This is a genomic window from Rahnella aceris (genome assembly GCF_011684115.1).
GTDB classification, from domain to species: Bacteria; Pseudomonadota; Gammaproteobacteria; order Enterobacterales; family Enterobacteriaceae; genus Rahnella; species Rahnella aceris.
This window is the reverse complement of the sequence record NZ_JAADJV010000002.1, coordinates 21,840-42,108: the sequence shown is the minus strand read 5'-3', so window position 1 is coordinate 42,108 and position 20,269 is coordinate 21,840. Positions and strand designations below refer to the sequence as shown.

The window sequence follows — 20,269 nt, the reverse complement described above, 5'->3', positions numbered from 1 at the left end:
TCCTTATATTCAGTGACCAAAGCACAGGCATCCGCGCGCGTGTACCGCGTCTTGCCAATCGGAGTGGAAACACCATGAAAAACGACGTCATTTCACCGGAGTTCGACGAGAACGGTCGCGCGATGCGCCGTATCCGTAGTTTTGTCCGCCGTCAGGGCCGTCTGACCAAAGGTCAGCAATTCGCGCTGGACAATTTCTGGCCGGTGATGGGCGTGGAGTTTCAGGCAGAACCTCTGGCAATTGATGCCTTGTTTGGTCGCCCGGCACCGGTTGTGCTGGAAATCGGTTTCGGGATGGGCACCTCGCTGGTCACGATGGCGAAACAGAACCCGGACCAGAATTTCATCGGCATTGAAGTTCACTCGCCTGGCGTCGGTGCCTGTCTTGCGACCGCGCATGAAGAGGGTGTCAGTAACCTGCGCGTAATGTGTCACGATGCGGTCGAAGTGTTGGAAAAAATGATTCCGGATGGCTCGCTTGACATGGTGCAGCTATTCTTTCCTGACCCGTGGCACAAAGCGCGTCATAATAAGCGCCGTATCGTGCAGCCGGAGTTCGTTGAGAAGCTGCGCAAAAAATTGAAAGTGGGCGGTGTATTCCACATGGCAACCGACTGGGAGCCTTATGCGGAGCACATGCTTGACGTCATGACCAGTTTAGAAAACTGGGTGAACCTGTCGCAGGAGGGCAATTATGTCCCGCGTCCGGAATCCCGCCCGGTGACCAAGTTCGAAATGCGTGGCCAGCGTTTAGGCCACGGCGTATGGGATCTGATGTTTGAGAGGAAGCAATAATGGCTACAAATCGCAGTCGTCGTTTACGTAAGAAGTTACACATTGCCGAGTTCCAGGAACTGGGCTTCTCTGTAAAATGGCGTTTCCCGGAAGGTACCGCGGTAGAAACCATTGACGAATCACTGGATAAATTCATTGACGGTGTGATCGAGCCAAACAAGCTGGCCTTCGACGGCAGTGGCTATCTGCAATGGGAAGGTCTGGTTTGCCGTCAGGACATCGGCCATTGCACTGATGAACAACGTGCGCTGGTCAAAAAATGGTTAGAAGACCATAAAATGGAAGACGTGGAAGTTTCTGAGTTATTCGATATCTGGTGGGACTGATTCTGCCGTCATCCTTCGAATTGTCTCTGCGTTGACTGCCTTCACTTACCCCGGTCACTTACTTTTGTAAGCTCCCGGGGATAAGTTCAGTTGTCGCCTTGATACAACTCGAATGATTTAGGCAGATCCTGAGGATCTCTGAATCTCATAAAGGTGCCTTCCGGCACCTTTGTTACATCTGGAGGCAGGACGTTGGGTACCGAACTTGATAACAGTTTGCTGGAAGATATTCTTGCGCAGGTCAGGCCGCTGATAGGTCGGGGTAAAGTGGCCGGTTACATTCCTGCTCTGGCGGAAGTCAGCCCCGATCATTTAGGAATCGCCGTGTGTACCACGAAAGGGGAGATCTTTCGTGCCGGTGATGCCGATATTCGTTTCTCGATCCAGTCGATCTCAAAAGTTCTCAGCCTGACGCTGGCGCTGACCCGTTATCAGGAAAGCGAAATCTGGCAGCGTGTCGGCAAAGAGCCGTCCGGTCAGCCATTCAATTCTCTGGTACAGCTTGAGCTGGAACAGGGTAAACCGCGTAACCCGTTCATCAATCCGGGCGCACTGGTGGTCTGCGATATGCTGCAAACCCGGCTTTCGGCACCGAAGCAGAGAATGCTGGAAGTGGTGCGTCAGCTGGCCGGATCGGCAGATCTCAACTACGATCGGCACGTTGCGCGTTCCGAGTTTGAGCACTCCGACCGCAATGCGGCGATTGCGTATCTGATGAAGTCTTTCGGTAATTTCGACAACGACGTCATCACCGTTTTGCACACCTATTTTCACTACTGCGCATTGCGCATGAGCTGTGAAGAGCTGGCGCGCACCTTTGTGTATCTGGCCAATAAAGGGCATCCGCTGGGTAGCGAGACACCGCTCATTGATGCCCGTCAGGCACGGCAGATTAATGCGATGATGGTGACCAGCGGTATGTACGATGGTGCGGGTGAGTTCGCCTATCGCGTCGGGATGCCGGGCAAATCCGGTGTCGGCGGCGGTATTATTGCCGTGGTGCCGGGGGAGATGTGTATCGCGGTATGGTCGCCGGAACTTGACGCGGCAGGGAACTCTTTGGCAGGTATTGCTGCCTTAGAACTACTGGCGCAACGTATTGGCCGTTCAATTTTTTGAGTTTGCTGTCTTAAGGGAGAGTACATGTTAGTAAAAAGTGGAGTGGTAAAAACCGGACTTGCTGCGTTGCTGGCTCTCAGTGCGTGGAGCGCACAGGCGGACTATCAGTGTGCCGTACAGCCTAAAGATGATGTGATCATTAAGCCGCAGACCGTTCAGGTGGTCGGCAACAGCGGTGATTTGCTGATCACGCCAAATGGTAACGTGACCCTCAACGGTAAAGACATGACCCTGAGCGCCAGACAGCGTCAGGAAGCGATCGATTATCAGGCCGGTTTGCGCCGCGACCTGCCGTGGATTGATCAGGGTGCGACGGCGCATCTCGAAAAAGGCCGCGTGGCGGTAGATCGGGTGATCGTCGAGAAACTGGGCACCGACAGCAACGTGCGTAACCGTCTGGTCACGCTCGACAAGCAACTGAAGCAACAAATGAACCTGATCATTGAGCACCGCGCCGACGGTCTGACCTTCCACCATAAAGCGGTGGATCAGGTTAAGCAAAACGGTCAGAAGCTGATGGAACAAACCATGGGCGGCGTGATGCAGGACAGCATCAACGAAATGGGCCTCAAACAGGCTACCAGCGGTGGGAATCCGTTGCAGGCGATGATGGGTAATCTTGGCGGGCTGCAGCAAGCCATTCAGGAAGAGTGGAACAAGCAGGAAAAAGAGTTCAAAGCCTTTGGCGATGACGTCTGTAAGCGTGTGACGAATCTGGATACTCAGCACAAAGCCTTGCTGGCGGATTTGAAAAAGTAACCGGCTAAATGACAGACACAAAAAAACCGCGATTACGCGGTTTTTTTGTTGGAAAACGAACCGTCCTTTGTGAACTGCACCTTACTCCCCCAAAAACAGCTCCAGCAGTGAGTTGAGGAATAATTTTCCTTTGCCGGTGATCTGCCAGTGCGTGGCGGTTTCCACCAGATATTCTTTGGTGATCGCTTCGTCAAGCTGTGCGCGTATCACCGACTCATCCAGCCCGGTATACAGACCAAACTCTTCACGCGGCGCGGCTTCCAGCAGGCGGAAGCGGTTCATGAAGAATTCAAACGGCAAATCTTCGGTTTCGACCGGATGTTGTTTGTCCATATAACGTCCCTGCATATAGCCGCGAGGATGTTTGGTTTTTACGGTACGCAGGATTTGCCCGTCGGGCTGCGTCAGTTTGCCATGCGCGCCACAACCGATGCCGAGATAATCCCCGAAGCGCCAGTAGTTCAGATTGTGCTGACACTGGTAGCCCGGTTTGGCATACGCCGAGGTTTCATACTGCTGATAACCGGCGGCAGTCAGCAACTGATCGCCTTGCTCGAAAATATCCCACAGTGCATCGTCATCCGGCAGGGTCGGCGGACGCGAGGCGTACATTGTGTTCGGCTCAATAGTCAGCTGATACCACGACAAATGCGGCGGGTTGAGTGCAATAGCCTGACGCAAATCGTCCAGCGCTTCTTCCAGCGTCTGATCCGGCAAGCCGTGCATCAGATCCAGATTGAAGCTGCGCAGGTTCAGGCCGGTCGCCAGATGCGCCGCGCGTGTGGCTTCGTCAGGGCCATGAATACGCCCCAGACGCTCCAGTTTCTGCGCATCAAAACTTTGCACGCCAATGGAGATACGGTTCACACCGGCGCGCTGATAGCCGCTGAAGCGGTCTGCTTCGACGGTGCCCGGATTAGCTTCCATGGTGATTTCAGCATTAGCATCGAGCGGCAAACGCGCGCGCACGCCGTCGAGCAGATTCTGCATCGCTTCGCTGCTCAGCAGACTTGGGGTTCCGCCGCCGATAAAAATCGTCCCCACACTGCGTCCGCCCACCAGATGCAGGTCTGCATCCAGATCAGCCAGCAGATGCGCGACATAATCGTCATGCGGCACTTCACCCTTTAACGCGTGCGAGTTGAAATCGCAGTAAGGGCATTTTTGCACGCACCACGGAATATGGATGTAGAGACTCAGCGGCGGTAACTTACGCATTCTTCTGTACAGCCTCTTTCATCGCGGCAAGCAATAGTTTCAGTGCCTGTCCACGGTGCGAGACCGCACTTTTTTCTTCACGGGTCAGTTCTGCGGCGGTCTTGCCCAGCGCAGGAACATAAAAAATCGGGTCATAACCGAAGCCGCCTTCGCCTGCTTCGGCAAAGGTAATCTCACCAGCCCAACTGCCGTGACACACCAGCGGCGTCGGGTCTTCAGCGTGGCGCATATACACCAGCACACAATGGAACTGCGCATCGCGCTGACCCTGTGGCACGTCTTTCAGCGCCACCAGCAGTTTATCGAGGTTTTGCTGATCGCTGGCATCAGCGCCTGCGTAGCGTGCGGAGTAAATCCCCGGCGCGCCGCCGAGAAAATCCACCGCCAGACCTGAATCATCAGCAATGGCTGGCAAACCGGTGACCGCTGCCGCATGGCGGGCCTTCAGGATGGCGTTCTCAATGAACGTCAGCCCGGTTTCTTCGGCAGATTCAACACCGAGTTCCGTTTGTGCGACCACGTCCAGCCCGAAACTGGCCAGAAGATGTGCGAGCTCACGCACTTTACCGGCGTTGCCGGTAGCTAATACGACTTTCTGCATGGGAGAGTCCTGACGTAAACGTTATTCTGCGAGCAGTACCGCGACCTCAGTCGGGATATTTTGCGGATGTGTAATGCGGACTTGTTTATGGCGGCCCAGTTCGCCCTTTTCAATGCTGACCTGACTTTTGGCGACTTTAAACTGTTTTGCGAGAAATTTCACCAGATGTGTGTTCGCCTGACCATCAACCGGCGGGGCGGTGATGGCGACTTTCAGTTCGTCGCCATGCAAACCCACCAGGCTGTCGCGGCTGGCTTTGGGCTGGATAACCAGCCGCAAAACCAGCGCATCAGATTGCCAGAACGCCGGGCTTAAAGCTGGAACCACAACGCACCCAGCAGATCCATCCCCAGATAATTCAGCATATAGAGGATAAGGATCACCACCATCGCCGAGAAATCGATGCCGCCCATCGCCGGAAGAATACGACGGATTGGCGCCATCAGCGGCTCAGTCAGCTGCATCAGCAGATAATCCATCGGCCCGCGGCCCTGGCTCACCCAGCTCATCAGCGAGCGGATAATCACCAGCCAGAACACCAGATAACCGGCGGCTTTAACCAGCCCTATCAGGCCAATCAGCAGGCTGCTCAGACCAAAGAAAATAGCGCCGCTTTGAATAAGCAACAGCAGCGGGAATTTGATGGTGCAAAGGATAAACGCCAGCAGCAAACTCGCGCTGTCAATCGGGCCCAGCGGCGGAATAATCCGGCGAAGTGGTCCGATAATGGGCTGAGTAATTTTCACCACGAACTGTGAAAACGGGTTATAAAAATCTGTACGTGCCCATTGCATCCAGATGCGCAGTAGCAGAACCATCACGTAGAGATCTATGAGGGTTTTAACCAGAAACGTCAGCGTTAACATAATTCTCCTATGCCCTTCATCCTTCGCGTGTCGTCTTGACGCAACACGAATGATTTTGGGCAGTGTTATTTTATTATTTGCTCTTATTAGAACAGTTTTTCCATTTCCTGCGCGCGGGTAATGGCGGCCTGCATGGCCTCGGAGACAATCTCCGGTAATTTACGGTCGGTGAAAACCTTCAGAGCTTCAAACGTCGTGCCGCCTTTGGACGTCACATTCTCACGAAGTTGTGACAATGGCGTGTCCGGACTGGCGGCGACTAAAGCACTGGCGCCGCTGGCGGCTTGCTCAACCAGCATCCGTGCGGTTTCAGCGCTGAAACCCAGACGTTGCGCTTCAGCCTGCATTGCTTCCATAAACAGGAAGAAATACGCCGGGGCGCTGCCTGCGGCGGCAATTACGTGGTTGATACCTTCTTCGGTATCGACCCAGCAAATTTTCCCGACGGCGGTCATCAGTTCGCCGCTGTAATCACGGTCTGCCTGAGAAACCTGAGAAGGTGCGTACAGGCCACTCATGCCTTTCCCGACCAGAGATGGCGTGTTCGGCATGATACGCACGATGTTCAGATTATCGCCCAGCAACTCGCAGAAGCGCGCCACACTGACGCCTGCGGCAATCGACAGTACCAGCTTGTCGCTAAAATCCACGTCTTTTTGCAGTGCTTTACACACATCGGCCATCATTTGCGGTTTTACCGACAAAACAACGACATCCGCCTCCTTTGCACAGCCGCTGTTATCGCTGCTGCTTTGCACGCCATATTTATCAGCCAGCGCATCGCGATGCGTGGTGGAAGGGGCACAAACGCTGATGAGATTTGCCGGATAGCCGCTTTCGACCAGGCCGGAAATAATTGCGCCCGCCATATTACCAGCGCCGATAAAACTGATTTTGCGATGTTGCATTCATGCTCCTTGCTTTTAATGGGGGCTGAATTGAGCCTATCAAGAGTAAAGCAGTAAACCCAAAGATAAAGGTTACTGTTTTATGCTGTAATCACGGGCACCGAAAATGGCGGTCCCGATGCGAACCATCGTGCTGCCAGCCGCAATTGCCGCAGGCATATCATCGGTCATACCCATCGACAGCGTATCGGCCTGCGGACAAATATTTTGTAAATCTTTCAGCGCATCCCGCATCTTGCCGAAGACCTCAAGCTGTCGCGCGTGATCCGTTTCCACTGCCGGAATCGCCATCAGGCCGCGCAGTATCAGGCGGGGCATCGCCATAATCTGTCGGGCCAGTTCTGCGATATCGCCCACTGCAATGCCGGATTTACTGGCCTCATCGCTGATGTTGACCTGAATCAGCACCTGTAAAGGCGCTAAACCGGCCGGACGTTGTTCGTTCAGCCGCTGGGCGATTTTCAGGCGGTCAATGGTATGGCACCAGTCAAAGTTCTCCGCCACCAGGCGGCTTTTATTCGACTGCAATGGCCCGATGAAATGCCAGGTCAGCGCAGGCTGATGTCCGGCAAAGTGGGCAATCTTATCCACGCCTTCCTGCACGTAGTTTTCGCCGAACGCTAACTGCCCGGCGGCAATCGCTTCTTCGACAGCGCTCGCAGGTTTTGTTTTGCTGACTGCAAGCAAGGTAATTTCTTCTGGAGACCTGCCGCAATGTTGTGCAGCGGCTGCGATTTTCTCGCGGACATTCTGTAAGTTCTGCTCAATAGCGTTTTGCTGACTAAGGCTCATAGGGACTCAGGAGGATTTCAACATGGATATTGATGGATTAGTGGGACGTAGTGTAAAGCAAAATGCCTCCGATCTGCACCTTTGTACCGGCTATCCGCCTGTGTTGCGCATTGACGGGGAATTATGTCGCTGTGAAGATCTGCCGGTGGTGGAGGCTTCGCAGATGCTGGGGCTGATCCATGCGTGGCTGGATGCCAATGAACAACATACTTTGCAGCTGGCCGGACAGGTGGATAAAGCGCTGACATTGGGTGATGGCGTGCGGATGCGGCTCAATATCTTTCAGCAACTGCACGGGTTGTCTGCGGCGCTGAGACCGGTGCCTGCCCGTTGCCCCGAGCTGGCTGCATTGAGGGTGCCGGATATCTTGCAGCATGTGATTATGCAGGAAGACGGCCTGATTTTGGTCACCGGCGCGACGGGCAGCGGGAAATCCACCACGCTGGCGGCGCTGATTGATCATCTCAACCGCCATGCGAAGCGCCATATTATTACGCTGGAAGACCCCATTGAGCTTATCCATACTGGCAGGCACTGTCTGATTCAGCAGCGCGAACTCGGGCTGCATACGCGTTCATTTGGTGAAGCGGTGCGCGGTGCTCTGCGTGAAGATCCGGATGTATTGTTACTGGGCGAACTGCGTGACACTGACAGTATCCGGCTGGCGCTGACGGCGGCAGAAACCGGCCATCTGGTTCTCGCGACACTGCATACGCGCAACGCCACACAGGCCATTGACCGGCTGGTTGATGTGTTTCCGGCAGAAGAAAAAGCGTTTGTCCGCGCGCAACTGGCGGGTAGCCTGCGGGCCGTGATCGCGCAAAAACTGGCGGTGACTGAAGAAAAGGATGGGAGAAAAGCGGGAAGGGTAGCGCTTTTTGAAGTGCTGACCTCCACACCGGCGGTGTGCAATTTAATTCGTGAAGGGAAAACGCATCAGCTGGCGGATATCCTGCAAACCGGCGCGCAGGCCGGCATGCAGACGTTCGCACAAAGCCGTCAGCAGCGGCAACGTGCGGGATTACTGGCGGAAGATCAGGACTGACTCCACTGTTTCTCGAACCAGCTTTCCAGAATAATGACGGCGGAAGCGGCATCCACGCTGCCTTTATCCAGCGCACGGAAACCGCCGCGATCGAACAAATCAGCGCGGGCTTCTACGGTACTCAGGCGTTCGTCGTGCAGTTCAACCTGAACGCCAAAACGGCCATGCAGACGGTTGGCAAATTTGCGCGCACGGGCGGTCAGGGGTTGTTCTGTGCCGTCCATGTTCAGCGGCAAACCGACAACCACCAGATCCGGCAGCCACTCTTTCAGCAGTTTTTCAATTTTCTGCCAGTCCGGTGTGCCGTCCTGCGCTTTAAACGAGGTCAGCGGACGGGCGGTGCCGGTGACTTCCTGACCAATAGCCAGACCGATGCTTTTGGTGCCGAAGTCGAAAGCAAAAACCGTGCGGTTTGCCATTATGCGTGCCCCGCATGGGTGGCGAGCTGTCCGACGTCAACGCCGATCATTTTCGCTGCTTCGCGCCAGCGGTCAGCAATGGGGGTGCGGAACAAAATATCGCTGCTGGCTTCAATGGTCAGCCACGAGTTTTCCAGTAATTCTTTTTCAAGCTGGCCCTGTTCCCATGCGGCATAACCCAGTGCCACCAGCACATCTTTTGGCTGATCGGGCGTGCCCAGCGTTTCCAGCACGTCTTTCGAGGTGGTGATCATCGTGCAGTCAGAGATGCGGATGCTGGAGCCAAAACCTTCGCGCGGCGTATGCAAAATGAAACCGCGATCGTCTGCCAGCGGCCCCCCGGAAAAAACCGGGCGATCAAGACGAATACTCAGGTCACGGGGTTCGGGGGTGATGTCGAGTTTGTCGAGTACGCTTTCAATGGTGAAATCGTCGACCAGTTTGTTAATCACCAGCCCCATGGCGCCGTCTTCATTGTGTTCGCAGATGTACACGACCGAACGTTTGAACTGGGGTTCATCCAGGCCAGGCATCGCAATAAGAAAGTGATGTTGTAGATTCATGGTATGCAGGATGTTTAACCTCAGAATTGAAATCAGTGCAGGCAGGCCAGTTTATTACGTCAGGCTCGCCAAAAAAAGCGGGTTATCCAGCAATGCTGAACAACCCGTTTATCGATTTTAATCTGTGCTTATCGTGAAGCCAGACGTTTCTCGATGGCGTCCATCAGCATGCTGGTGATGGAAATCGGGAAGGCGGCTTCGATTTCACGTGCACAGGTCGGGCTGGTGACGTTAATTTCCGTCAGACGATCGCCGATAATATCCAGACCGACAAAAATCAGGCCTTTTTGCTTGAGGATTGGCGCAACGGTACGGGCAATTGCCCAGTCACTTTCGCTCAGCGGACGGGCTTCGCCACGGCCTCCGGCAGCCAGATTACCGCGGGTTTCACCCTGCGCCGGAATACGCGCCAGGCAGTAAGGCACCGGTTCGCCGTCGACCACCAGAACGCGTTTGTCACCGTCCTTGATGGCTGGCAGGTAGTTTTGTGCCATACAGAAACGGCTGCCGTGTTCGGTCAGTGTTTCGATAACGACGGAGACGTTGGCATCTTCAGGTTTCAGACGGAAAATGGAAGCGCCACCCATGCCATCGAGTGGCTTGAGGATCACGTCAGTGTGTTCTTTATGGAACGCTTTCAACTGCGCTGCATTGCGGGTAACCAGCGTATCTGGCGTCAGTTCAGGGAACCACGCGGTGAACAGCTTCTCGTTACAGTCGCGCAGGCTCTGCGGTTTATTGACGATCAGCGTGCCTTTTTCTTCGGCACGTTCGAGGATGTAAGTGGCATAAATGAATTCGGTATCGAACGGCGGATCCTTACGCATCAGGATCACGTCCAGTTCCTGCAGGGCGATATCCTGCTCTGTGCCAAACTCATACCAGCCATCGTAATCCTGCTTCACGCTGAGTTTTTTGGTGGTCGCACGGCCTTCGCCGCCGCGCAGATACAGGGAATTCATTTCCATGTAATGCAGTTCGTAACCACGACTCTGCGCTTCCAGCAACATAGCGAAACTGGTGTCTTTTTTAATGTTGATGGAAGAGATCGGATCCATCACGATGCCAAGCTTAATCATTTGGTTTCCTCTTAACCCAGATCGCCGAAACGAACCTGTAAGGCTGTAATCGCGGTGAGTGCTGTGGTTTCTGTACGCAGAACACGGGGTCCCAGCAGGATATCAGTAAATCCGTAGCCGGAGGTCATTGCAATTTCTTCAGCGGATAAACCGCCTTCCGGACCGATCAGCAGGCGGACATGGCTTACCGGCAGCGGCAGGGTGTTAATGCTGTGGCTGGCGCGCGGGTGCAGGTTCAGCTTCAGGCTGTCGTCCTGCTCGTTGCACCAGGCTTCGAGCTGCATCGCCGGACGAATTTCAGGGATACGGTTACGTCCGCACTGTTCGCAGGCGGCAATGGCGATTTTCTGCCACTGCTGCAATTTTTTCTCCAGACGTTCGCCGTCAAGTTTGACGCCACAGCGCTCGGAAAACAGCGGAGTAATCGTATTCACGCCCAGCTCAATAGATTTCTGAATGGTGAATTCCATCTTCTCGCCACGCGAGATCACCTGACCAAGATGCAGATTCAGCGGGGATTCATTATCCGCCAGCACGCCCTGATTCAGGCTGACACGCACACTTTTCTTATCAACCTGCGTGATGCTGGCTTCGAAGACCTGGTTGCTGCCGTCAAATAACTGAATCGCCTGACCCGGCTGCATACGCAGAACGCGCCCGACGTGATTGGCGGCATCTTCGCTCAGCGCAATCTCGCTGTGAGCGGTCAGGATTTCCGGATGATAAATGCGGGGTATGCGCATGTGCGGCTGCTGTCCTTAAAGTGGTGAAGTGGGCTATTTTGGCAACTGTTGCCAGCCCTGTCGCTGACTATTGTGCCCTATAGTAGGTTAGCTTTTTCTTTGCACGCAAGCCTGCTGAACGTAAGGGTTGTGATTCCCCTGTACCCTGGCAATGCGGTTATCGCGTTCACATTCCCATGAAGTGACCGGATACTGGCGATCCCAGGCGGTAAACAACTGTGTCTGCTGGCGGGATAAATTCAGTTTGTACTGGTCACGCATGTAGAAGTAAGTGCGCGCAATGGCCCCACGGGCGCGGGCTGGCGGCTCGGCGGCTTTGGCTTTGAAGTCGATTTTCATTTCACAGCTGCCATACTGACCTTCGCCACCGTTCCACTGGCTGTACATGAAATTATTGCGGTCGCCGTTCACTTCACCGATGGCCGGTTCAAGGTTGTGCAGGTCAGTTTCAACCTTGCGATAGTCGGCGCTTTTCGCGCAATTTTTGCGCCCGCCATCCTGCCAGCATTGCATCTGGTGGCCGAACTGCCACGCGGGAACCACATGTTCCCATTCGATCCGGCTGGCGCGCTGTTCACTTTTACGTACCGCGTAACCGCAGGATTGCAGATCCGGCGTGCCTTTTTTCCCCTGCCAGCTGATATCGCAGCCGCAGTAAAATGTTGGCGCGCCCTGATTGATTTTCACGGCAGCGGCTTTGGCCTGACTGAAGTTATTGATGGCGTTGCCGGACTGGCTGAAGGCGCTCAGCGGTGTCAGCGCACTGATAAACAGAAAAGATAAGAACGTTTTATGAAACATGTTTCTGAAAGACCCAGGACTAAAAGGCCGGAAGGGTAACGGATGCGGCGCGATGTGACAATGGGACTTTGCTGCTAATGAGTGATTGAAAAATCAGCAATTAGTGATGCCGTTAGCGTTAAAACGTAACAGTTCGCCGCAATGGCGGCAGCGGTATTCCGACTCCTTGCGCATCACCTTATTGTGGCGTCGCACGGTCAACAGGTGGTCGCGGCAGGCGCATAAATACGGATAGGTTTTACTTTGCACGGATGCCACTTCGAACTTGTGGGTTCTGCTCGCTGAGACACCCAGCACATGTTCCATCATCCAGCGCCACTCTTTGCCGTGCGGTGCAGGAGCGCGACCAAAACGGCGGTATACCAGCAAATGGGCCAGCTCGTGTGGCACCACTTCATCGATAAACGGTTGCTGATTTTCCAGCAGTAATACCGGATTAAGGCGGATTTGCCAGTGTTGCAGATACGCGCTTCCCGCGCTGGTGCCGCGTTGCTGATAGTTGATTTCCGGCTCCGTGTAATCGGTGCCAAAAAACTGATTTGCCATCTGGAGTTTTTCCCGCAGGCAGCGCATAACGGCTTGTTGCAGGGCGATGGGGAGACGTGAGGTTTTCATCTGGCGAAGGATAAATCTGGCGGGGGAGAGATGCAATATGGAATTCCTCCCCTTTGCAGGGGAGGAATGGCAGGCTTATTTATTGCTAACTTACTTACCGATGTCGCGCAGGGCTTCACCTTTCATCAGGTTGCGTTCGATGTGTTCCAGTGAGACGTTTTTGGTCTCAGGGATCAGCGCAATAGTGATGAAGATGAAGACCACGTTCAGCGCGGCGTACACCCAGAAGGTATTGGCATTGCCGAGGCTGTCGAGCATGGTCAGGAAGGTTGCGCCGACAATCATGTTGGCGATCCAGTTGGTCGCAGTAGACACGGTGATACCAAAATCGCGGCCTTTCAGCGGCTGAATTTCAGAACACAGTACCCAAATCAGCGGACCAGCACTCATCGCAAAACCAACGATGAACATCAGCAGCATGGCAATGGAGAAGTATTTCGCCGCATCGGATTCGACACCGATATGCAGCATAGTACCCAGCACACCCATACCGACTGCCATCACCAGGAAGCCCAGTTTCAGCGTAGGTTTACGGCCCCAGCGGTCAACCAGACCGATGGCGATGAACGTCGCCAGAACGTTAACCAGCCCGACGATCACCGTGCCCCACATCTGTTGAGAGGTGCTGGCGAAACCGGCGATGCCGAAGATTTTTGGTGCGTAGTACATGATGACGTTCATACCGGTGAACTGCTGCATGACCTGCAACAGAACGCCGAGGTAAACCGCACGACGGAAGTTTTTGTTATTAACGAACAAACCCCAGCCGCTTTGTTTTACTTTCAGACTTTCACGGATTTCATCCAGTTCATGTTTTGCCTGCTCACTGGAATCACGCAGTTTTTCCAGTACGCGGCGTGCTTTACCGTCATCGCCACGAGCGGCCAGCCAGCGCGGGCTGTCCGGCAGAAAGAAGACGCCAACCAGCAACAGCAATGCCGGAATGGTGATGATGCCCAGCATCCAGCGCCATGCACCGGTGTAGCTGAACGCGGTATCCGACAGGTATGCGGCCAGAATACCGATGGTGATCATCAACTGGTACATGGAAATCATGCTGCCGCGGATTTTTTCCGGTGCGATTTCTGACAGGTAAATCGGTGCGGTGTAAGAGGCAATACCGACAGCCAGACCCAGCAGAACACGGGCAACAATCAGCACTTCTGTGTTGGGTGCAAAGGCGGAACACAGGGAGCCGACAACGAACAGAACTGCGCCGATCATCAGGCTGAATTTACGTCCCAGACGGAAGTTCAGCCAGCCACTGCCGACAGCACCGACGGCGGCACCAAACATCATGGAGCTGACAACCCATTCCTGTTGGTGGTTAGTAATCTGGAAGTCATGGCTGATAAAGGGCAGGGCGCCCGCGATGACGCCGATATCTAAGCCGAACAGCAGTCCGGCAAGTGCAGCAAGAAAACAGACAAAGAAAGTGACGCTTTTGTTCGAGCGTTTTCCTTTGGTCGAAGTTGAGTTGTTCATCCGGTCTCCAAAATAATGCAATCGTTTTGAGTTTGTAATAATGCTTAGGCTGTTATGTTATTAACCCTGCACACAGCTTAACGTGAACCCGGTCACAGTGTTGTAATCGTTTACACTAATAGGTGTGGCTGGGTATCTTGTTTCTGAAGGGTTTCAAACGGATAGCGTAACAGGAAGGAGATGTGCCTGAGAGTAATAGCCCATAAATTGATTTATATCAATCAATACAGTGTTTCAAACTTTTACATATACAAATAACTTATTAATTTATAACAAATTATTTTCTGTAACCGTTTTCATTTTAGCCATCATCTGGCCATAAAACTTCCCGCTTCCTGCTTTTGAGTGTAATCGTTGAAATACTCAATTCGGACTTTTTCAGACGATGCTGAAGCCGAAAATGGTAACGATGGGGTGTATGGCTTGCCCGGATAGACGTTTTTCTTCAGCTCTTTCCACTGGCACCGGGCTTCCTTTTTATCGCTGTCACACAGGCCAATACGCTGTACCAGCAGATGGATATTGCCGGTATTGGTAATTTGCTGAGTAGATGGATCCCAACCCAGTCTGGCGACCGGTTTTGCTGGCGGCACCATGACGACGACCCCCCAGACAATGGTCAGGTTCAGTTCGCTGGTGAAATTTTTGTTGCTGGCAGGGTTTTTGAATTCTTCCGGAGTCATTGACTGAAAATGCACGCGGTAGATTTTTTCTTCGTTGCTTTCACCGAGGCCGACGATCCTCACCGGCTGGCTGTTACCGGCGGGCAAACCAAATTTTAGCGGCGAGACCACCAGACTGTTTTGTGCGCCCTGTGGTGCAGGCGTTTCACTTTCCTGTGGTGTGCCGGGGTTATGAACCTCGGTGATTTTTCCCTGAATATACTGGGTAGTTTCGCTTTTAGAACTGATGACCAGTGCAGCAGCATGTTGTTCGTTAAGCGTTACTTTCATCGGTGAAACGGTGATGTTGGCAAAACACAGGACAGGTATGGTCAGCATCAGTAACGGGAGCAGTTTCAGGTCTGAGACCCGCCTTTGTATTTGTGATCTGCGCATAAAAATCCTTACGTGAATGCGGTGATGAAGTGCAATCCGTTGCCAGGAGAATCTCCTAAAGCTGTGGCGTAAAATTCACAATCAGATGTCCGGTATAATGCCCGGCTTGTTTACTGTTGATATCCATTGTCTTGGTGCTGAGTTCCAGTGGTGCAGGAACACACAATACTGCCTGTGGGATCCCGGGCAGATGCACTGGCCGGGTATGAGCGGTCTGAATATCAGAAATTACCAGATCATCACCGCGTATTACGCTGACGTATTTACCGTCGGGTGCCTGCATTCGCACATAATAATCAATGCGTCCTGAATCCAGATTAGTGTCGCCGTGATCAGAATAAATAGAGAAGTATCCGTTATTGCGCTGGGTTGTCCCCTGCTGCTGATCGTCAAATTTCAGGGTGAAACTGGTACTGTTCGAGCCATACCCATCGTACAAACACATATCTATAGTAGCCGAGCCGTTCATTTGCGTTTGATTACCTTTAGTGCCGGGCAACGGGCGCAGGTTAAGGTCAACGCGCGGTGCGGCTTCGCCAAATTCGGGTAAATAGATTTGCTGGTTGTTATTGTCAGTGACGTTGAGGGTGATGTGCGCTGTCCATCTGGCCAGATTTTTACCCGGGGACCACTGCCACAGATCCAGCGCCAGTGTACCTTCCCAGACTCCGCCAACCGGAAGTTTTTTCAATTCATCCCCGTTGATAAACATATAGAGAAAGGTTTCTTTGGCACCGTTGTCAGCCCCCGCAGTGACTAAAAAATGCGTGCCATCTGCCGAACTCGAATGGTAGCCTTTGAGATTAATAACGGCTTGCAGGCCGCTCTTCTTCTCAGTAAAGAGAGTAGGAATAAGCGTATCCCCTGTTGCTCCCCAGTCTCCATTCGCATTTTTGGCTTCGCCACTTTTACATTGCCCGGTCTCCGGAGACGTATTTGATAAACACCGCCAGTTATTTCTCCCCCATAACCTCGGGTCTTCGGTGTCATAACCTCCACTTTCATGCGTCCAGATGCCGAGTGTACTGGGCGGTGTTCCTCTGTCAAAAGTTGCGCTTACAGGCGTATCTCGTCCGGCAGGAGGCACGCTTTCTGCAAGTGCTGGCAGTATTGTCAGCACAGGTGCCAGAGTGGCAAACAGTGCAAAAAAACATGCTCTTTTAACGGACATATCCACTTTCCTTAAAGCTGCGGTGTAAAATTCACAATCAGATGTCCGGTATAATTCCCGGCTTGTTTACTGTTGATATCCATTGTCTTGGTGCTGAGTTCCAGTGGCGCAGGAACACACAATACTGCCTGTGGGATCCCGGGCAGGTGTACAGGCCGGATATGAGCGGTCTGAATATCAGAAATCACCAGATCATCACCGCGTATCACGCTGACGTATTTGCCGTCGGGTGCCTGCATTCGCACATAATAATCAATGCGTCCTGAATCCAAATTAGTGTCGCCGTGATCAGAATAAATAGAGAAGTATCCGTTATTGCGCTGGGTTGTCCCCTGCTGCTGATCGTCAAATTTCAGGGTGAAACTGGTACTGTTCGAGCCATACCCATCGTACAAACACATATCTATAGTAGCCGAGCCGTTCATTTGCGTTTGATTACCTTTAGTGCCGGGCAGCGGGCGCAGGTTAAGGTCAACGCGCGGTGCGGCTTCGCCAAATTCGGGTAAATAGATTTGCTGGTTATTGTTGTCGGTGAGATTGACTGTGATGTTGGAATCCCAGTGATAAACCTCGGTTTCGCTGCTGTTATGGAGAAGAATTTTTAGCTGAGCAGTCCAGATGCCGCCAACCGGTAACTTATTGAGTTCGGCGGCAGGGATTTTCAGGGTTAAGTTAACACCATCTGTTGAATCACCGCTGCAGGAGTTTTGTGCGCTTTGATTCATGGGCTTAGGATCGCCATACATCGCGCAATTTCCGTTATACCAGTAGGCTTCGCGTGTTCCCTGCAATTCGAGAGTCTGCGTTGCGCCACTGCGCTTTTCCGTAAATTTAAGATAAACCGGCAGATAGGCGGCATATCCGCCTTTACCCGTTGGGCATTTACCATTTTCATCGCTGGTGCTTGACGTGCAGGCCCAGTAGTTAAGGCCCCAGCGACCGGAATTAGTCGAGTCGTATCCGCCGCTTTCTTGTGTCCAGATATTTACCGTTGATGCGGTACCCTTCGCGATGTTCAGTTCTGTATTGATGCTGTGATCCAACGGAGCAACCGTGTCAGCCTGCGCATCGGACAACGTGGCTAACAGGGTGCTCAGTGAAATAAATAAAGCAGTCAGAAGTTGTTTATGTTTCATTTTTTTTCTCGAATCGCAGCAGGTAAATCCGCAGGCTGAACCGGTTTACACAATGTTTTACCGACATAACGCACGACATCGCGGCTTGATTGCACGGTGACTGCGCACTGGTAATTCTGCTCACCGTTTTTGACATATAGCGTTTTTGCTAATGACGTCATTTCTGCGGTAAAGCCGCCATCTTCCGAACTGCTGAAAGCATTGGCATTGAGCATGTTGCCGCCATTGAGGGGGGCACCCGTGGCGGTAACCAGTTGTCCGACATAGGTATAATGCGATTCCATCGTCACTTCGCGTACTTTCATTTTCCCCGGCAGGAGGAACAATTTCTGGCTGCCTGCGCCCTGTGTAATGCTGGCCTGGCTACCTGAACTGACATCACGGCTTTCATCAACGGACACCTTGCCTTCTTCAAAACCGGTCACCGGGAATAACGCTTTGCTGTTCTGTTTCATGTGGGCCGCGCCGCCGCCCTGAACTGAAACGTCGATCAGTGCGTCATCTGCGGCATCCGCCTCTTCTTCATTACTGCCTTTCACCTTCACAGCTACCGCAGCACCCGGTGAGCCTGTACCGCCTGGCCCCCAGAAGAAGCCGGATTTAGATACCGCAACGGAAGAACTGTAGCTGCCGGTCACTGCGCCCTGATGGGTTTTTTGCTCATTGTCATAGCTGTCGGAAACGGTCAGTTCGCCTTCGCCATACTGGCCATTGAGACGGCCATGAACCGAGGCGTTAGCGTTATCGGTATCCGTGCCGCCCACATCAATACCCAGTTCGCGGTCGTTATTGCTGCCCCAGTCCCAGTTCTGACTGGCGTTATACGTCATCTGCGCATCGCCGTTCTGGCTGCCCTGATAATCGGTGCTGAATGAAGTGTTGCTGCTGCGAAGCAGCGCATCTTTTGGCGTATTACGTGACAGGGAGAAGCCGACGTAGACACCTTTGTCACTATCGCTGTCACTGCTGCTCTGACGACGGTAGCCACCAAAACGCGTGGTGATCGTCATCTGTTTCCAGTTGAAGCTTTTATTCAGGCTCAGTTGCAAGGTTTTGGATGTGCTCTGTGATTCGGTATTGTTGATCATGTTGTCTTCAAAAGGTTTTGAAGGATCGTACGTCGCAGAGTCCGGTGAGAGACTGGTATTTTTATTGTAAGTGTAGCCCAGAGAGGCAGACCAGCCCTTAACCGGCACGGAAAGTGTGGCGTTAATTGATTCGTAGCAGCCAATATCCGCATAATCATTTTCCCCGACATCGGCACTGGTGCAGCTTTTACCGTATGCAGCATTGCGATAGACGCTCATGGAAAAACCGTCGTTGTAGCTGATTTGCTCAACGTTACCTTTGGAACCGTCGGTGCCGCTAAACACGCTGGTCTGCATATCCAGCACGCCGTCGATCACTTTGCCGTTAAAACCGTGTGTCCATTGCAGGCCCGCTTCGCCATAATTTTCATTATCGGTATTGGCAATACCTGCCGTCGCTGTCAGCTCGGCAAACACCGGCAGACGCGCACCGGCTTGCATCACCGGTTTGCGTGATGTGCTGTCATTTTCTTCGTCATCTGTTGAGCTGACGACTTTGTTATCTGCCGTTTCACCGGCCTGTACAAACCATTGCATATGCCCGTCACTGATCCCGCCCGTTTTGGTAAACGGCTGGGTTTCGGTGCGCACGAGCTGGTTATTCTCATAAATTCGCAGGGTGACGGCATAACTGCCGCTCGGGAAGTTGCCGGTATCCAGCGTATTTGAACCGTTATTGAGATAAAACGTGCCGAGCAACTGATTGCCGCGATAAGCATCGACGCGGGATTTGCTGGAAAGCAGTACCACCAGCGGTGAACCTTTGCTGGCTTCATCAAGATTCAGGTAGCTCAGGGAACTCCCGGCACGGACGCCATCGATCGCATTCAGCGGTAACAGCGAGAAACTGATATTACCGCCCAGATTGCTGGAAAGGTCGCGTGAGTCCATGCGTCCGGCCTGCACGTAGTGGCGCTTGCCTAAGCTCTGGCGGAAATAGAGATCATCGACAGATACTGTCTGGCTGTCACTGTCGTCACTTTTGTAAGAATCAAGCGACCAGTCGAAACCCACATAGCCGCTGGTCAGCACGCCCAGTGCGCCGGCGCCTTGTAGTGACAGACTCTGGTATTGATCCTGCGCTGCCACGTTCAGGGTTTGCTGATGAATTAAGGCATTTTCAGTCTGCGCGGTCGGGGTGTAATAAAGGGCTTTTTTATCAGCATCAGGCACCAGTGCTTTGCTGACAAAGACGTCGGCGGCGCTGTTGTTTTCATCGTAAATCAGCGCCAGCGAGTCGGTTTCCAGATAACCACAGCCCCTGGCGTCGGCATTGCTGCTGCAGGCCAGGTTGCCATGGCGGGGAAGCGGCGCAGACAAGGTCGCCAGCATTTTCTGGTAATCCGGCGTGCCAGTTTTCAGCGGCAGATTCAGTGCGGTAAGTACCGCCTGCGGGTCTTTAAACTGTATGGTTTCCAGTGTGACGTTGGCTTCAAATAAGCCGGCAGACTGGCCGAGCAGATTGACGTTCAGCCAGACGTTCTGACCTGAGACCAGCTCTTCGAAACCCGGAGGAACGTCAGAGCCAGCTAAAGCAAGATTGCTGAATAAAGCAAAATGAATTGCCAGAAAGCAAAGTGACACTTTCAAGTTAGGTTTCATTATTTTTCCTTTATTCAAAAATCTGAGAGGTGAAAAGAATCGGCCTGATTAACAGGCCGATGAGGAGTGATTCAGGTGGAA

22 protein-coding genes are annotated in these 20,269 nt (G+C 53.0%); 5 read left to right on the top strand and 17 right to left on the bottom strand.

All coding sequences use genetic code 11. From position 1 onward, the window contains the following. The first annotated feature begins 74 nt into the window (after window positions 1-74). The 4 genes from trmB (at window position 75) to GW591_RS12660 (ending at window position 2,998) form a co-directional block, all read left to right on the top strand. A complete protein-coding gene (gene trmB / locus GW591_RS12675; RefSeq protein WP_013576839.1) occupies window positions 75-794 on the top strand; it encodes a tRNA (guanosine(46)-N7)-methyltransferase TrmB in 720 nt (239 codons plus the stop codon). After that, entirely contained in the window at window positions 794-1,120 is a 327-nt protein-coding gene (locus GW591_RS12670; RefSeq protein ID WP_013576838.1) for a YggL family protein, read from the top strand. The genes trmB and GW591_RS12670 overlap by 1 nt, the downstream gene beginning before the upstream one ends. A 192-nt stretch (window positions 1,121-1,312) precedes the next feature. Continuing rightward, entirely contained in the window at window positions 1,313-2,239 is a 927-nt protein-coding gene (glsB, locus tag GW591_RS12665) for a glutaminase B (protein WP_013576837.1), read from the top strand. Window positions 2,240-2,263: 24 nt separating this feature from the next. Beyond that, window positions 2,264-2,998, top strand: coding sequence for a YggN family protein (locus GW591_RS12660; RefSeq protein ID WP_013576836.1), 735 nt, complete (start codon window positions 2,264-2,266; stop codon window positions 2,996-2,998). Between the two features lie 81 nt (window positions 2,999-3,079). On the opposite strand, the gene hemW is transcribed toward GW591_RS12660, so the two are convergent. The 6 genes from hemW to GW591_RS12630 all read right to left on the bottom strand — a co-directional run bounded on the left by hemW (window position 3,080) and on the right by GW591_RS12630 (window position 7,383). After that, on the bottom strand, window positions 3,080-4,216 hold the full coding sequence (hemW, locus tag GW591_RS12655) for a radical SAM family heme chaperone HemW (RefSeq protein ID WP_013576835.1): 1,137 nt from the start codon (window positions 4,214-4,216) through the stop codon (window positions 3,080-3,082). Next, window positions 4,209-4,817 (bottom strand): XTP/dITP diphosphatase, encoded by a 609-nt coding sequence (locus GW591_RS12650; protein ID WP_121019746.1) that lies wholly within the window; start codon window positions 4,815-4,817, stop codon window positions 4,209-4,211. The genes hemW and GW591_RS12650 overlap by 8 nt, the downstream gene beginning before the upstream one ends. A gap of 21 nt (window positions 4,818-4,838) precedes the next feature. After that, window positions 4,839-5,144 (bottom strand): DUF167 family protein YggU, encoded by a 306-nt coding sequence (gene yggU, locus GW591_RS12645; protein WP_013576833.1) that lies wholly within the window; start codon window positions 5,142-5,144, stop codon window positions 4,839-4,841. Further along, a complete protein-coding gene (locus GW591_RS12640; protein ID WP_013576832.1) occupies window positions 5,129-5,683 on the bottom strand; it encodes a YggT family protein in 555 nt (184 codons plus the stop codon). The genes yggU and GW591_RS12640 overlap by 16 nt, the downstream gene beginning before the upstream one ends. 86 nt (window positions 5,684-5,769) lie before the next feature. Further along, on the bottom strand, window positions 5,770-6,591 hold the full coding sequence (gene proC / locus GW591_RS12635; RefSeq protein ID WP_013576831.1) for a pyrroline-5-carboxylate reductase: 822 nt from the start codon (window positions 6,589-6,591) through the stop codon (window positions 5,770-5,772). Window positions 6,592-6,663: 72 nt separating this feature from the next. Continuing rightward, a complete protein-coding gene (locus GW591_RS12630) occupies window positions 6,664-7,383 on the bottom strand; it encodes a YggS family pyridoxal phosphate-dependent enzyme (protein ID WP_013576830.1) in 720 nt (239 codons plus the stop codon). Window positions 7,384-7,405: 22 nt separating this feature from the next. On the opposite strand from GW591_RS12630, the gene GW591_RS12625 reads away from it, so the two are divergent. After that, window positions 7,406-8,428: a type IV pilus twitching motility protein PilT gene (locus GW591_RS12625; protein WP_119261934.1), complete on the top strand. Its 1,023-nt coding sequence runs from the start codon at window positions 7,406-7,408 to the stop codon at window positions 8,426-8,428. Here the strand turns inward: GW591_RS12625 and ruvX are convergent. From ruvX to GW591_RS12570, 11 genes are all read right to left on the bottom strand, one after another. Next, entirely contained in the window at window positions 8,419-8,847 is a 429-nt protein-coding gene (gene ruvX, locus GW591_RS12620) for a Holliday junction resolvase RuvX (RefSeq protein WP_013576828.1), read from the bottom strand. The two genes, GW591_RS12625 and ruvX, sit on opposite strands and share 10 nt — an antisense overlap. Then, window positions 8,847-9,410, bottom strand: coding sequence for a YqgE/AlgH family protein (locus GW591_RS12615; protein WP_013576827.1), 564 nt, complete (start codon window positions 9,408-9,410; stop codon window positions 8,847-8,849). The genes ruvX and GW591_RS12615 overlap by 1 nt, the downstream gene beginning before the upstream one ends. 128 nt (window positions 9,411-9,538) lie before the next feature. Then, a complete protein-coding gene (gshB, locus tag GW591_RS12610; protein WP_166860734.1) occupies window positions 9,539-10,489 on the bottom strand; it encodes a glutathione synthase in 951 nt (316 codons plus the stop codon). An 11-nt stretch (window positions 10,490-10,500) separates the two neighbouring features. Next, window positions 10,501-11,232 (bottom strand): 16S rRNA (uracil(1498)-N(3))-methyltransferase, encoded by a 732-nt coding sequence (gene rsmE, locus GW591_RS12605; protein WP_112150887.1) that lies wholly within the window; start codon window positions 11,230-11,232, stop codon window positions 10,501-10,503. Between the two features lie 87 nt (window positions 11,233-11,319). Continuing rightward, on the bottom strand, window positions 11,320-12,033 hold the full coding sequence (gene endA / locus GW591_RS12600; protein WP_119261933.1) for a deoxyribonuclease I: 714 nt from the start codon (window positions 12,031-12,033) through the stop codon (window positions 11,320-11,322). A 93-nt stretch (window positions 12,034-12,126) separates the two neighbouring features. Further along, complete coding sequence (locus GW591_RS12595; RefSeq protein ID WP_119261932.1) at window positions 12,127-12,648, bottom strand: SprT family zinc-dependent metalloprotease; 522 nt, start codon at window positions 12,646-12,648, stop codon at window positions 12,127-12,129. Window positions 12,649-12,738: 90 nt separating this feature from the next. After that, window positions 12,739-14,133: a sugar porter family MFS transporter gene (locus GW591_RS12590; protein WP_013576822.1), complete on the bottom strand. Its 1,395-nt coding sequence runs from the start codon at window positions 14,131-14,133 to the stop codon at window positions 12,739-12,741. A gap of 308 nt (window positions 14,134-14,441) precedes the next feature. After that, window positions 14,442-15,191 (bottom strand): fimbria/pilus periplasmic chaperone, encoded by a 750-nt coding sequence (locus tag GW591_RS12585; protein WP_166860732.1) that lies wholly within the window; start codon window positions 15,189-15,191, stop codon window positions 14,442-14,444. A gap of 55 nt (window positions 15,192-15,246) precedes the next feature. Beyond that, on the bottom strand, window positions 15,247-16,362 hold the full coding sequence (locus GW591_RS12580; protein ID WP_112197168.1) for a CfaE/CblD family pilus tip adhesin: 1,116 nt from the start codon (window positions 16,360-16,362) through the stop codon (window positions 15,247-15,249). A gap of 11 nt (window positions 16,363-16,373) precedes the next feature. Next, window positions 16,374-17,498, bottom strand: coding sequence for a CfaE/CblD family pilus tip adhesin (locus GW591_RS12575; RefSeq protein ID WP_166860730.1), 1,125 nt, complete (start codon window positions 17,496-17,498; stop codon window positions 16,374-16,376). Then, on the bottom strand, window positions 17,495-20,188 hold the full coding sequence (locus GW591_RS12570) for a TcfC E-set like domain-containing protein (RefSeq protein ID WP_013576818.1): 2,694 nt from the start codon (window positions 20,186-20,188) through the stop codon (window positions 17,495-17,497). The genes GW591_RS12575 and GW591_RS12570 overlap by 4 nt, the downstream gene beginning before the upstream one ends. Window positions 20,189-20,269: the final 81 nt, after the last annotated feature.